Annotated in this window: 18 protein-coding genes; 7 read left to right on the forward strand and 11 right to left on the reverse strand. The window is 64.3% G+C overall.

Annotated features, from left to right (window positions below):
• Positions 1 to 11 precede the first annotated feature (11 nt).
• From ABT158_RS03870 to ABT158_RS03885, 4 genes are read left to right on the forward strand one after another with little or no spacing between them, the layout of a single operon-like run.
• Entirely contained in the window at positions 12 to 686 is a 675-nt protein-coding gene (locus ABT158_RS03870; RefSeq protein WP_352350585.1) for a hypothetical protein, read from the forward strand.
• Between the two features lie 17 nt (positions 687 to 703).
• Positions 704 to 1021 carry a hypothetical protein gene (locus ABT158_RS03875; RefSeq protein ID WP_352350587.1) on the forward strand — a complete coding sequence of 106 codons (318 nt, stop codon included), beginning with the start codon at positions 704 to 706 and terminating at the stop codon, positions 1019 to 1021.
• Positions 1022 to 1030: 9 nt separating this feature from the next.
• Entirely contained in the window at positions 1031 to 1177 is a 147-nt protein-coding gene (locus ABT158_RS03880; RefSeq protein WP_352350589.1) for a hypothetical protein, read from the forward strand.
• Positions 1178 to 1181: 4 nt separating this feature from the next.
• A complete protein-coding gene (locus ABT158_RS03885; protein WP_352350591.1) occupies positions 1182 to 1985 on the forward strand; it encodes a peptidoglycan recognition protein family protein in 804 nt (267 codons plus the stop codon).
• Between the two features lie 49 nt (positions 1986 to 2034).
• Here the strand turns inward: ABT158_RS03885 and kilB are convergent, their stop codons facing one another.
• Positions 2035 to 2550 carry a plasmid transfer protein KilB gene (gene kilB, locus ABT158_RS03890; protein WP_352350593.1) on the reverse strand — a complete coding sequence of 172 codons (516 nt, stop codon included), beginning with the start codon at positions 2548 to 2550 and terminating at the stop codon, positions 2035 to 2037.
• Positions 2551 to 2747: 197 nt separating this feature from the next.
• Between kilB and ABT158_RS03895 the strand changes: the two genes are divergently transcribed.
• Positions 2748 to 3002 (forward strand): hypothetical protein, encoded by a 255-nt coding sequence (locus ABT158_RS03895; protein ID WP_352350595.1) that lies wholly within the window; start codon positions 2748 to 2750, stop codon positions 3000 to 3002.
• A gap of 97 nt (positions 3003 to 3099) precedes the next feature.
• Here ABT158_RS03895 and ABT158_RS03900 read toward each other — a convergent pair whose 3' ends face one another.
• From ABT158_RS03900 to ABT158_RS03915, 4 genes are all read right to left on the reverse strand, one after another.
• Positions 3100 to 4074 (reverse strand): hypothetical protein, encoded by a 975-nt coding sequence (locus ABT158_RS03900; protein ID WP_352350597.1) that lies wholly within the window; start codon positions 4072 to 4074, stop codon positions 3100 to 3102.
• Positions 4071 to 4406 (reverse strand): PadR family transcriptional regulator, encoded by a 336-nt coding sequence (locus tag ABT158_RS03905; RefSeq protein ID WP_352350598.1) that lies wholly within the window; start codon positions 4404 to 4406, stop codon positions 4071 to 4073. Before ABT158_RS03905 ends, ABT158_RS03900 begins: the two co-directional genes overlap by 4 nt.
• Positions 4407 to 4529: 123 nt before the next feature.
• Positions 4530 to 5198: an HNH endonuclease family protein gene (locus ABT158_RS03910; RefSeq protein ID WP_352350600.1), complete on the reverse strand. Its 669-nt coding sequence runs from the start codon at positions 5196 to 5198 to the stop codon at positions 4530 to 4532.
• Between the two features lie 770 nt (positions 5199 to 5968).
• Positions 5969 to 6307 carry a hypothetical protein gene (locus ABT158_RS03915; protein WP_352350602.1) on the reverse strand — a complete coding sequence of 113 codons (339 nt, stop codon included), beginning with the start codon at positions 6305 to 6307 and terminating at the stop codon, positions 5969 to 5971.
• 189 nt (positions 6308 to 6496) lie between these two features.
• Here ABT158_RS03915 and ABT158_RS03920 point away from each other — a divergent pair, with 189 nt between their 5' ends.
• Positions 6497 to 7195 (forward strand): DUF3800 domain-containing protein, encoded by a 699-nt coding sequence (locus tag ABT158_RS03920; RefSeq protein ID WP_352350604.1) that lies wholly within the window; start codon positions 6497 to 6499, stop codon positions 7193 to 7195.
• Positions 7196 to 7309: 114 nt separating this feature from the next.
• Here the strand turns inward: ABT158_RS03920 and ABT158_RS03925 are convergent, their stop codons facing one another.
• From ABT158_RS03925 to ABT158_RS03940, 4 genes are all read right to left on the reverse strand, one after another.
• Positions 7310 to 7612, reverse strand: a complete 303-nt coding sequence (locus ABT158_RS03925) for a hypothetical protein (RefSeq protein WP_352350606.1) — start codon at positions 7610 to 7612, stop codon at positions 7310 to 7312.
• Positions 7609 to 8055 carry a hypothetical protein gene (locus ABT158_RS03930; protein WP_352350608.1) on the reverse strand — a complete coding sequence of 149 codons (447 nt, stop codon included), beginning with the start codon at positions 8053 to 8055 and terminating at the stop codon, positions 7609 to 7611. The genes ABT158_RS03925 and ABT158_RS03930 overlap by 4 nt, the downstream gene beginning before the upstream one ends.
• 532 nt (positions 8056 to 8587) lie before the next feature.
• Entirely contained in the window at positions 8588 to 9208 is a 621-nt protein-coding gene (locus tag ABT158_RS03935) for a hypothetical protein (protein WP_352350610.1), read from the reverse strand.
• A complete protein-coding gene (locus ABT158_RS03940; protein WP_352350612.1) occupies positions 9205 to 9540 on the reverse strand; it encodes a PadR family transcriptional regulator in 336 nt (111 codons plus the stop codon). The genes ABT158_RS03935 and ABT158_RS03940 overlap by 4 nt, the downstream gene beginning before the upstream one ends.
• A gap of 1180 nt (positions 9541 to 10720) precedes the next feature.
• Between ABT158_RS03940 and ABT158_RS03945 the strand changes: the two genes are divergently transcribed.
• Complete coding sequence (locus ABT158_RS03945; RefSeq protein WP_352350614.1) at positions 10721 to 11614, forward strand: hypothetical protein; 894 nt, start codon at positions 10721 to 10723, stop codon at positions 11612 to 11614.
• A 65-nt stretch (positions 11615 to 11679) separates the two neighbouring features.
• On the opposite strand, the gene ABT158_RS03950 is transcribed toward ABT158_RS03945, so the two are convergent.
• On the reverse strand, positions 11680 to 12282 hold the full coding sequence (locus tag ABT158_RS03950; protein ID WP_352350616.1) for a hypothetical protein: 603 nt from the start codon (positions 12280 to 12282) through the stop codon (positions 11680 to 11682).
• Positions 12279 to 12614: a PadR family transcriptional regulator gene (locus ABT158_RS03955; RefSeq protein ID WP_352350618.1), complete on the reverse strand. Its 336-nt coding sequence runs from the start codon at positions 12612 to 12614 to the stop codon at positions 12279 to 12281. The genes ABT158_RS03950 and ABT158_RS03955 overlap by 4 nt, the downstream gene beginning before the upstream one ends.
• Between the last annotated feature and the right edge of the window lie 76 nt (positions 12615 to 12690).

Raw genomic sequence — 12690 nt, forward strand, 5'->3', positions numbered from 1 at the left:
AAGGGACCGGCATGCCGCAGGTCATACAGGTGTGGGACGCCGAGCTCGGCTACTCGCGTGCCGCGATCGAATCACGCAAGGAGGGCGGCCCGGTCGAGATCGACCCCGGCGCGCCCGGCGCGGAGCCGATGTGGGGGATCTGGATGACGAACGACGCCGGCGGCGTCGGCGTGATGGTGATGCCGCACGCGCTGTTCGAGTGGCGGGCGGCCGCCTACGGCATCGACCCGGAGGACATGGCGACGTTGCTGGACGTCGCGCTGCATGAGATGGGCATCCCGTACCCGGACGACCCTCCGAGCCTGTCGGATGAGGCGCATGCCGCGATCTTGGACGCCACCCGTGATCTGCCGACCTGCTGGACGCCGGGCGTATCCGACGCTGACCGGCTGGCCGCGCACCTGGAGCGGATCCGGCTGGTCAAGCAGCACCGCTTCACCATGCAGGCAGCTCCGCTGCACGATCGGCAGGGCGCGCTGACGTACGTGGGCGCCGCCCGTGCGGCCTCGGCCGACCCGCTGGACCCGATCACGAGCCAGGCCCGGATCGACCCGATCAGGGTGGAGGCCAAGCGCATGGCGATCGAATGGGGCCGGGAGTCGTCGGTGCGGACGGTTCCGCCGAGCTTCGCGTTGAAGCCGCCGCTGACGTTCCTCAGCGCCGCCGAGACCGGGGGCAGCGCGTGAGCGAGGATTCGCCTAACTTGGCGCTGGCCTTGGCGGAGCTGCGCGGCGCGGTCGAGCTGGGGTTCGAGCGGACGAACGGGTCCACCGCTTTAATCCTGCAGCGCCTGGATCAGGTGGACGACCGGCATGCCGAGCTGGTCAAGCGCGTCGAGCAGAACCAGGCCGCCGCTGAGCTCCGGCATGTCGCGATGGAGGCCCGGCTCGACGCGCTGGAGCGGGAGGCCGTGACGCGCGGCCAGCTCGCGGAGCGGACCCGGCAGATCATCGCGGTCGTCACCATCGTGGTCGCCGTGGCGGGCACGGTGATCGCGCTCATCCAGCTCACCCGAGGCTGACCCGCGGCCTTGACTTCCCCTCCCATCGGCACGGTCTTCCCGTGCCAGGACGGCGTGCTGCTCGTGCCCGCCGTCCTCCCGATCCATGTCCCCGCCGCCGCGCTCGGCCTCACCGTGGCCGAGTGGCTCAACCTCCAGCCCTCAGAGAAGAGGTGACCCCGTGAAGAAGATTTCGCGTGCCTCCTGGAACGCGATCGCACCGTCCGGCCCCTACAGCCGCATCAGCTCGCCGCGCGGCGTGAAGATCCACTACACCGGCGGTCCAGTCCCGGCCGACATCGCCGGGCCGACCAAGCACCGGCTGTGCGTACAGCACGTCCACCAGATCCAGCAGATGCACATGTCCGGCGGCCGAGGCGAGACGTACATCGACATCGGCTACAACCTGATCTGCTGCCCACACGGCTATACGTTCATCGGCCGGGGTGTGCACCACCTGCCGGCCGCGAACGGGCCCGGCCTCAACTCCGGCCACTACGCGGTGCTCGGCCTGGTCGGCAGCACCGGGTTCACGAAGCCGAACAACGCCCTGCTGCACGCTCTGCGGGATGCGATTGAGTACCTGCGCGAGGAGGGCGGCGCGGGGAACGAGATCAAGGGCCACCGCGACGGCTACTCCACCTCTTGCCCCGGCGACGAGCTGTACGCGTGGGTGAAGCGGGGCGCCCCACGGCCGGATGAGCCGCTGGAGAAGCCCATCAAGATCACGTACGAGGACGGCATCCCGCTCTGGCCCGGCCGCGTGATCCGGCTGGCCGACCCGTACATGCAGGGCAACGACGTCAAGACCTGGCAGTACAAGCTCCGCAAGCGGGGCTGGACCATCGACGTGGACGGCATCTACGGCCCCAAGTCGAAGGCGGTGTGCGTCAGCTACCAGGACAAGGCCGGCGCGAAGCCGACCGGCGTCATCGATGAGGAGACCTGGGATCTGACCTGGTCGTGGAAGCCGCCGGCAGTGTGAGCGGTGTTCTGGAGCTCATCCCGTTGAGCCTCGGACTGGCGTGTGCACGTCAGGCTGCAGAGGCTGATGACCCAGATGTTGGATGCATCGAGGTCCGGGCGCGAACCTGGTTCGAGGCGGCCTCGACAAAGGCCAGGAGCGCGAGCTGTGAACGCTCTGCCTGCTGATCTCTCGCGGCTTCATCCACGGCATGGTGAATGGCAGTGGTGGCCTCCAACGCCTCCGAGGCCAGCCGATTGAGCTCAGCGTCGGGGTTGAGCAGTCGGAGCCTGAACAGTGCCGCCTTGGCGTTCGTGCGCTCGTTGAGTGATTCGGTCCGAGCGTTGATATATGGCGCCCCGCTCGGGTCTTCGCGCTTGCGATACCAGCGAGCGTTCTGGCTGGATCGGTACGAGGTGATGGCGCCGGCGAACGCACTGTAGGCGGCAAGCTGCTCCTGCCAGAGCCGCTCATCGCGGGCTTCCAACCGTGCCTGCCTTGCCGCGCGTCCCTGGAATAGATAGGTGGCGGCAGCGCCGAGCAGCGTTCCGGCGATGGCGATGAGGCTCGTGATCGCAGTCTGCACTCCGTCAGTTGAGCATGCTCTGCGTGATCCTGGGAGGTGCTTTCTGGGTGGCCTCTCAGATCGTCGATCGAATCGAATCCTCCCGGCTGCGTCCTTGCACGCGACACCAGAGGCCCAGCTGAACGAAGCACATTGATCTCGCTTGGCCTGCCCATCCGGGTGGGCCGTTCGCATGTCTAACCCCCTTGGAGGAACCCATGCATGGAGAATCCATCAGCTACGGCAAGCCGGTCGAGCGGAAGGTCACCGCCGCCACGGCCGGCTCCTATCTCGGCCTCCTGGCGGTCCTGACCGTCCTGCAGACCGTCAACGCCGATCTCGACCTCATCGCCTGGCTGCCTGACTGGCTGGAGTCGCTCGCGATTCCGCTGCTGCCGGGTCTGATCACGTACGTGTCTGGTTACACAACCAAGCACACTCCGAGGCCCGACCTGCCGCCGGATCAGCGATAGGTACGCGAAAAGCGCCCGTCACCCTTGAGGGTGGCGGGCGCCTTTTCCGCGTTCGCGTTGTGCCTACTGGCGTGGGATGGCGACATCGGTCAAATGCTCACTCAACAGTGGTGTTGCGGCCTCGCTTGCGGGGCTTCACGCTCACACCCCAGCGGCTCCTGAGCCATTCGGTTCCCGCATAGAAGGCCACGACGGCAGGAATGGTGAAAAAGGCCGAGCCCCAGCCCTGCTGGAGGAATACGTTGACGATGGCGAAGGCCATCAGCGGGCCAAGTAACCCCCATGTCCGCCAATCCGAGGCGAGGATCCAGCACGCCGCCCGCCGTAAGCCCGAGAATGGTGGATCGAGGGGGAATTGGAGCACAGTACGTAGCTGCACAATATGGCGCATCTGGCAGGCCATGTACAAGAGACGCCGAGTCAGTGGGACTCTAGCTTCCGCCATCGCGAGAAGCTCCGACTGAAATTCCTCGAAAAAACGCCCTCGATGTTCATGAGGCAGAAGGCAGGTTGCCTGAACTAGGAGGCGCCATGCAACCCTTTCCGCAGCGACTTGGCTACCTTCGTGGGCATAGAGCTGCGCAGGCAGCCAAGGTTTCCGTGCTCTGCCACGTAGATAGACGAACACCTCCCTTGCCGCGACCTGTAGAGGCCGCAAGAGTAAATCTAGATTGGGCGGGAATATCATCCTTTGATCAGCTTCGCTCCACGCTTGATCGCGAATCGAATCGATGGCGTTTGCAATCCACTCGAGGCGCGGAAGGATTCGATTGTGATCAACATGCAGCGAGTGCACGCAGGGGCATATTTGATACCCACCCCAAGGGAAACCGTGACGCATCGAAGCGTTACGAGAGAAGGCATCGTCATTAGACGGATTAAGAGTGTGTGGCAGGTCTTCCTCGCTGCGCTCCTGCGCGCAACTTAGGGCTATGTCGCAGTGCAGCCAACCTTGCCCCTCCTTGAGAGCGTGTTCGGCTGCCTGATCGAGGAATGCAACTATGTTCTGAGCGAGCTCTAAGGGGCAGAGGATCTTTTGCCACCGTTTCGTATAAGACACTTCCTGCTTCACGGATTTTCACCCGCCAGTCTTGGCGCTCGCCTTGACAGTTTATCTCGCTTTGCCTGTGCCTCACTGAGTGCGCTTCGAGCGTAAATCGCCCCTTGTGTGGTAAGTCGATAGTAGCGCCGACGAGGCCGACCGACTTCGTGTGGATCTGCTGCCTCAAAGCGGGACTCCACCCATGCAAGGCCCTCAAACCGAGCAAGAATCGGGTGGATGGTGCCAGGCGCCAGGCCAGCGGCGTGGCAGATCTCCAGCCCGTACATCTCGCGCATGGGGTCTTCGAGGAGGGTGCGGAGGACGAGTTGGGTGGGGATGGTCATGCGGGGCTGCTTACCCATGCTCGAACTCTAACTAGGGGCTAGTTAGAGTTCCACCCGGTTAAGGAAATCTGTGCTGTTGCCGTCGCGACCGGAGCAGCCCGTCCTCCTCTCGCGGGGCGGCGGGCTGCTCCGGTGTACGAATCAGGACGCTTGAGGCAGTGGGGCATTCGGGCAGCTCTGAGCGACTTCGGCGAGCTTGGCCTTCTCGACGTCGTCCACGCTGAGCTGCCAATGGCGCTTAACTGCCACCCATTCGGTGATGTACCGGCAGCGGACCTGCTCGATGGGCATCCATGCCGCCGGGTCCTTGTCTGCCTTTTGCCTGTTGCTCCGCGCCGTGACGGCGACCAGATGCTCCGGCCGCTCCAAGTAGTTGGCGTACTCTTCGCGTCGCTGAGCGTCCCATGTCGAGGCGCCGGAGTCCCAGGCTTCCGCCAGGGGCACGAGATGGTCGACGTCTAGTTTGCCCGCTTCTGTCACTATTTGATCGTCATAGTACGAATACCACACACCCCCTGTCAGCGTGCAGCTCGTACCGACCGTAGGTGGGTCGATGGCCTCGGAGATGAGGACCTCATATCGCGCCGAGCATCCGTTTGCGTCGGCGTCGACCCAGTGCTTGAAGCTGGTCCGCTTGTAGCCTTCCCGAGATTCTGCGGCGACCGTCAGGTCGTTGACGGCAGTTCGGAGCAAGGGTGGGGGTGCGGCGTGGTGGATGCGGTGTGTGTCTGCATTGGCAAGTCCGGGTGTGGTGAGCAGGCCGGCCAGGATGGCGATGGCAAGTACGGGGCGCCGCAAGGGAAGAGACATGATCCTCCAGCTACTCTCCGAGATTGCATGAATACGAAGAGTAGTAATTGCTGCTTGGGTGCAGCCACTGCCGCCGCAGTTACAGCCTCGTGCCGCCCAGTGAAGACACAGCAGCGCCCCGCCACCAAGGGTGGCGGGGCGCTGCTGTCTGTTCACGTCACGTCTTCGTGGTGCCACCCCCGTTCTCGTCGGAAGTGGCAGCAGATGGGCCTGCTGGCCGTGGGGGCGGAAGGGCAATGCTCTCGTCCGCCTGCGTCGTCGTTTTGCTCCACCGGACGCGAAGACCACGTGGACTGACCGTCGCCTCGAACTCGTTGATGTCGGGTGCCTTCAGTGCGCGATTACTCATCGAACGCACTCCGAGGAGGATGGCTCCGACTACGAGCGCCAAGGCCACGATTCCCCAGGGACCAGCCGTCTGGAGCGTGTTCCAGAGGCTGGTCATCCTTGGTCTACGCGGCGAACTGGATGGCGATCTGGTTGGACGTCATCCTGTTCTCCCTTCTCACGATTGCGAATATGGGATGCCGTGCATCCCATATGAGATGGTTAACTGCCGATCGCGCCATCCTCGGCACAGCCCGTCCGGCATCGCAGCCCGAAGGTTCCCAAAGACCTCCGGGCTCCCAGCGGAACATGCTTGGTGGATCAAGCAAGGCCAAAACCGCTAGGCACGCTCACTACGGCGAGCATGGCACGCGACCATTCTGCCTTCGGCGGTCATTCGTTCGCCCGAAGAATCGGGACATTAGAGGTGCCTACTGCGGGGATCAAAGGTTAGGGCCGGCCTCGTCCGGCAGGGGCCCGAAGTGTTCTTCGACGGCGGCGTCATGATGGCAGGTGAGGAGCCAGATGCGGGCTTCGGGGGGATCCACGAACTCATAGGCATCCGCTTCTCCCTCCCATTGGGACCAGCGGTGGAGCACCCATCTGTTCTCCGGCGTGCGGTAGAGGGTCTGGTGTTGGGCTGGGTCGGCGGTGAGCACACTGACGCAGTCAAGGCCAACGAGGCGGGTGGCTTCATCGAAGCGATCTGCTAGGTCGGGATCGAACCAGCCGTTCAGAACCCAGTCGTCACCCTGAAGGCGGAAGATGTTGGTGCGCACCACAGCCCCACTTTAGCGCTTTAGCGTGAAGGTCGTCATCGCGGAGAGCACATAATCAGTCACAGACAGTTAAAGTGCAAGGCTTGTGTCGGATAAAACTTCACCGTAACGTCGCCGATAAGCATCGGCATGCCATGTTTTATCCCTTTTGATCTGCGCGACACTGCACCGTGAATCTGCCACGCTATGCACGTGCTCCTGAGCTACGTGGACGAGAGCTACTCGTCGGACCGCTACTACATGGCGGCCCTCCTGGTCCCCGAGGGCCAGGCCATCCCCCTGAGCCACGCCCTGGACGAGGTCGTTTCCAGTGCAAGGGACTCATACGGGCGCATCAAAGAAGATGCCGAGCTGCACGGCACGGACCTGCTTCACGGCAAGAAGGACTGGGAACCCTTGCACGGGATGGTTCGGGCGCGGATCGGTGTCTATAACGACGCTTTCAAGGCGATTGCCGAGCATGACGTCGCCATCATCCTTCGCGGACTGGATTGCAACCGGCATCGCGCCCGGTATGTCGACCCATGGCCACCGCATCAAGTGGTGCTGTCTCGCCTGCTTGAGCGCATTCACGATCACGCCCGAGAGCGTGAGGAGTACGCGCTGATCATCGCTGACGAGTGCGGTCAGCAAGGCGAGTACCGCAAGGACCTGAAGGAGTACCAGACCAACGGCACGGGCGGGTGGCGCGATCGGAAGCTGGAGTGCATCGTGGACACGCTGCACTTCGCGCCCTCCCACGCCAGCCGACTCATTCAGGCGGCTGACCTGATCGCGTTTCTGCACCATCGAATCCACAGCGGCGCCGACAAGGATGAGCGGGCCAGGAGGGCCAACGAGAACCTGTGGGAGCGCATCAGAAAGCGGGTCGTGCACGAGCTTTACGCGTGACCTGAAAAGCACGAAGGCCCCGCGCGCTGGCGGGGCCTAAGGCAAGGTCGGAGTTGCCTCCTGCCTCCCAACCTAGCTTGCGCTGGCTGGCCGGGCTAGGGCTTGACCGGGTTTTTATCCGCTCTCTTGGAAGGGCCAGCCGGCCGAGTGCCGGGCTTCGGGGACCGGGATCAGCTTGAAGGCTGCGTCGGACAGGCGGCCGAAGGTGTGCCGGGTGCTGATGCCGGACGGAGTGTGGCCGTGCTTGTGGCCCGCGAGGTTCCACGTGTAGACCGGCACCCGGGTCGGAATCTGCTCGGTCGGGTCGCTGCCGTAGAAGCCGCTGCTGGTCTGCTCATCGGTGATGACGATCACTCGGTCATGGGCGTCGAAGGTCGAGCGGAAGTGCCGCCGGACGGCGTGGGCCGTGTTGGTCACTCCGGAGGGGAGACCTTGCAGAGTGCCGCCCACTTTCGCTCAGCCTCGTGCAGCCTCGCCAGCGATTTTTCGCTCGCGTACTGCCTCTCGACCTGCATTTTGTTGGGGTCATCGGCGGCTACTAGCGCGGCCGCCCAGTCCTGGTGGGCGTATACCGACTCGCGCAAGGTCCCACGGAGCTTTGGCTCATCGGTTGCCTCCGCAGCCTCGAGCAACCTATCGGCATATTTCAGGGCATTCCCAGGCCATTCCTTTGCGTCGAAGGTGCGCGGCTGGCCATTGCGAGCAGCGACTGCCAGGGCGCAAGCTTTGGACCGTGCAGAGTCCTTGTTGTTCAACAGGTCATCGAAGCTCTTGATGCCGAAGAACGCCAAGATGGTGATCACGGACACCGCGATCGCCAGGCCCGCAGCGAATTTCGGCTTATCAGAACCGTCGCTCACCTCTGTGCCTCCGCCACCCGTAAGCGTTGCTGCCCCGAGTATAGGATTAACGTGGTGGCTGGCGGAGCTTCTGTCTGGATCTGGCCTAGCCATGCAAACCGACAAGCTCGCCCGCTCTAAGAGCTCATTGTGGCCGCAGAAGTGCTGCTGATGGTTGCCTGGTGCGAGTACGCCTCGCAAGCGCCCAGTGTCCACAGGCAAGGCGGGATTTGTCGTCGGATTGAGGCCGGCCGTCGTGGCGTCAGGGGGGCATCTCGCGCCGCCTGACGTCTCAGCGCGGAGGTGCTTGATCTTCAGACGCCCGACGCCTGGACCGCCTTCCGGGGTAGGGGCAGTTGCTGGAACCGACTCGACGTAACGCGTCTCGCTCACGTCTCGACGGCGCGGTCGGCCTGCGGAAGATCGCAGACAAGGATGGTGACGACCCCCGGAATGCTGCCCCTACCCCGGGCCCGGGGGCCGTTCCTCGCTCCCGAAACAGAGCAACCACAGGACCAGCCTGCACAACGGCGGCGGCCAGCGGCGATCTCCATCATTGCATGTTTCGAGGGTTTCTCGTTCGCCGAAGCGCTTCAGCGAACTCGCCGAAACCGTCAGGCGGCTCAGCGGCATCCACCAGCTGTAGCGCAAGCCTCTGATACACCGCAGGCAGCTTCTCTAGGTCGGCAGGGTTGCATCGAAGCATCCGGTCAAGGTCCTGTGACTGCAGCGCATCGGCCAACTCACGGACGGACCCGCTGAGCAAGAACTGTGAGCCACGGGCGATACGGAGGCGCTCGTGATACTTGCTCTTTGGTTTGCGAACGCCCTTGAGTGACGAACCGATGACCCAGGCGGGGCCACCCATGAGACCGACTGCGAAGCGAACGCTGCGGACGAAACGAGTGATCGGCAGCCCTTCGGACTCGCGGCTAATGTGGGCTAACTCAGGCAGCCACTCGCCTTCCAAGATTTCTTGGCGGCATTCGGGGGCGAGGCCGTTCGCTGCTCTGTGGAGGAGCCAAGTAGGGACTCGCTCTAAACGAGTCTGGGCCTCCGTCTTGATCAAGTCCGTGCACGTGGTAGCGATGACCGTGATGAAGATGCCGACAAGCGCGACAACTGCTCCGAGGACGTAGAGAAAGGCGGTGAGTAGAACCTCGTGGTAGATCATGCTAGGCCGCCTTGAGGCCATAGCCGCCCGAGCGTGGGAGGGCGGTAGGCTTCGCTGAGCTCAGCCAAGTTGGTGGCCGCCAGACTCATGCCGTCAGGAGTGAGGCGGTAGGTCCGGCGCCGAGGTCGACCCGCAGTCGCGGGATCGATGTCCTCCTGTTCGCTCATGATCCAGCCAGCGCGTTCCAGGCGCGCCATGATCGGATATGTGGTGCCACTGGGCTGCTTGGTGCGCTGCATTAACTCGAAGCCGTAGCGGGGCTGTTCAGGGTCTTCTAGGAAGACTTTGAGGACGGCCGCCACGGTGGGCGTGATCTTGATGTCGCATTCCATGTTTTCGACTCTACATAGGGTCTCTGCAGCGGGCGCAGGTTCCTCGGAATGACTGCCTAGGCTGCAACGAGCGGTGGAACGCGTTGAGGCTCTTCTCATGTTCCCGCCGATGCCCGCCACGACGGCTAAGGAGATCTCTCCAGGACCTCCGCCGTGGTCGGCCCTACGTTCGCCAAGTTGACTGTGGCGAGTGGGGCGAGCCTAGGGCGACCAGGCCCACCGCCGCCGCATCAGCCAGGACCACCGTCAAGATGACGGCCGTGTTGATGGGCAGCAACCGCGCCGGGTGCCTATTTCGCTGCTCCCGTCGTTCGACGAAATGGTGGGCGGCGTCGCTGATCGCGGCGGTGCTCATGTCGTGGGTTGCATGCTCAGGGTGATCGCGCTGCTGTGCACGTCCGTCGTGTTGCTTGTGCGGGCTTGTGTGCGTCGCAGACGTGTGCAAGAGGGCGAGGTGGGCCCGCGGGCCGGTGACGCACTCACAGTCCACTGTGGACGATTGTGTGGGCTGTGTGAGTTGCGGGTGGTATGTGTCGTTTTGGAGCGCTAGTGTGCGTCGTTGACGGACCGTCCGGCCCGTCGAATGCTCGGGTGCTGTCGGGGGGCGTGTTGGTGCGCGAGGTCGCGAGAAGTACGCGATACCTCCGCGCGCCGAAGAGGCCCGCCCCGGCCCGTTGCCGTCCTCATGCCTGGCCGCCCGCCCGGCGGGGGGAGTCTGCCCGGAAATGAGAAAAGCCGCGCAGCGCGCGGCCTTCCCGAGGTCGAGACCCGCGACCAGATCGCTCAGCTCCAGGCGGTCAACCTCATCGAGCTGAGCAGCCGAGTCGCCGTTCCGGCCTCCACAACATCACATCGCGTCTGACGGTGCTCTCACGCAGCGGCCCGAGCCGTTGCGGGGGCCTTTCGCGCGCCAAAACCGTGACGCTTGGAGCCGACCATAGCACGCCGCCAAGCGGCTATCTCGGCATGCCCGGAAACCGAATCCGCGGTGTGCGAGACAGTCGCGCCCTCACCACCCCCCGCTGCTGCGACTGGCGGGGGAGTGGCCCCCCTGGTCCCAGACGGGCACATCGTCGCGCCCGCCCACCCCCTCTGGCATGACGCGGCCCACTACCTGGTCCAGGCGGCGAACCGACGCGCTGACTGGACACGCAACGCTCTGCGGTTCGCCTGGCAGGTCATGCGCCGTTCCACGTGGGCGATGCTGACCGCGCCGAAGAAGGGCGCCACCTGGCAGCACCTGGCCGCCGAGCTCGGCCTGTCGCAGCGGACCGTCGCCAAGCTGTACGCGTGGTTCATCGACGCCGGCCTGCTGGCCCGCGCCGTACCCGGCACGACCGCCCGCTACCGCAAGGGCACCCGATGCGGGTTGGACGACGACGGGCGCGGCCGCGAAGCCGCGCAGTACCTGCTCATCATCCCGGTGGCGATTCTGGAGGCCGAGGACGGCGACGATCTGGCATCAGCGACAGTGGCCCCGGCCGGAGAGGATGAGGTGCCCTGGCCGTGCCAGACAGTTCTGACCCGTTCGCACCCGGACCTCCAGCCCGACATTCCCGCAGCTCAACCCCCTGTGGAAAGATCGTTCACCCCCCAACCCCCACTCACTCCTGTAGGTGATGACTCTCCCCACCACGCGCGCGAGGCGCGACCGGCCACCCGCACGACACCGGCCGGTGGGTGGCGGGCGACCGTCACGCCGGTCACCAAGAGGGACCGACTCGCCGCGTGCGAGCGGCTGCGGGCGGAGCTGCCCCCGCTCCGGAAGCTGTCAGCGCGACATCTCCGCTCGCTGCTGCGGATCGCATTCGACCTCGGCGCGACCGTAAGCGACATCCGGCACGCGCTCGACCATCGACCAGACGGCAGCCCGTGGATCCACACTCGCACGGCACGCTGGCCGCCCGGCTGGATCCGGCACCGCCTGTCCGCATGGATCGCCCCCAGCGGACAGCTTGTCATCCTCTGGCCGATGCAGCAGCGTGCCGCCGAGCACGCTGCGCTGCTGGCCGAGCAGCGCGCCCGACGCCAGGCACGCGTGCAGGCGAACCAGACCCAGGCGAGTGCCCCATGAGCTACACCGAGAGTTGGTCGCGCCGACCAGCATGCGGCGTACTCCGACGTCGGAGTACGCGCGGATCAGCGAACGTCCGCCTTGAAATGGGTGCGGTTCACCGCCTTGCTTGTGGCCTGCTTTCCCAGCACCTTCGCCCAATCCACCGTAGGCGGGGCGGAGAACAAGCGTTCCGCAAGATCCGCGATTGCTTGCGCCACACGAGGGTCTCCGCATTCGACCTCCTCCCGCATGTCATGGGGGAGAGGATCGACATAACGGAAGATAATGACCTTGCTATCCTTTGCGGTCACGAAAGCAGGCAAGTTATCCTCGGTGGCCCCATTGAGGGTGATAAGGGCATGCTGGACTAGGTTGGGCCCGAACTTCAGGGCGCGCCTAATTCGGCGATGCCGTCGCCCGCCAGGAACTCCGTACGCAACCCACATGCGAGGGACAACGAACAGCAGGATGCTGAGGGCATCAAGCAGCTTCACGAGCTTGCCAGGAACCTCCGGCAGAGCTGCCAGCCACTCCTGCCGTCGTTCTTCTCGCTCAACCGGATGCACGATGGAGCGAGCACTCAGCCCGATGACCTTGCGGGCCAGCCATGGCGCAACCTCTCCGAACTCGTTTACCAACAGCGGCGCCAGGATGACCATCAGGATCCATGACAATGCGTCTCTCATCGCAGCCCCCTCACCCTGTGCATCTCAAGCCGAGGCAGGAGTCGGCGGCGTGGAGTAACGGGATGAGCCGCGAGGACCTCCTCCGCCCACATGCGGCCCTGCGGCGTCAGTTCGTAGAACCTTCGAGGTGGGCGACCTTCAACAGGATTTCGGCCTTCCCAACTGCTTGTGGCATGACCCGCCTCTTGAAGACGGTTTAGGACGTTGTAGGCACTACCGGCCGCCAGCTCGGCATGTCTTGCGACGTCGAAGCCGTGCATGCCATGACCTGCCTCCGCCAGTACCCGTAGCACGGCAAGCGTGGGTTTGGTGATCCTTTGGATGCTCTTCATGCCCTTATCTTGAATATGACATGTAGACGCGTCAAGAGGCGCCTTGGAGAGTGGCTTCGAACTCCGCCAACCGACG

It is taken from the genome of Nonomuraea sp. NPDC001636, from assembly GCF_040298265.1.
Lineage (GTDB): Bacteria > Actinomycetota > Actinomycetes > Streptosporangiales > Streptosporangiaceae > Nonomuraea.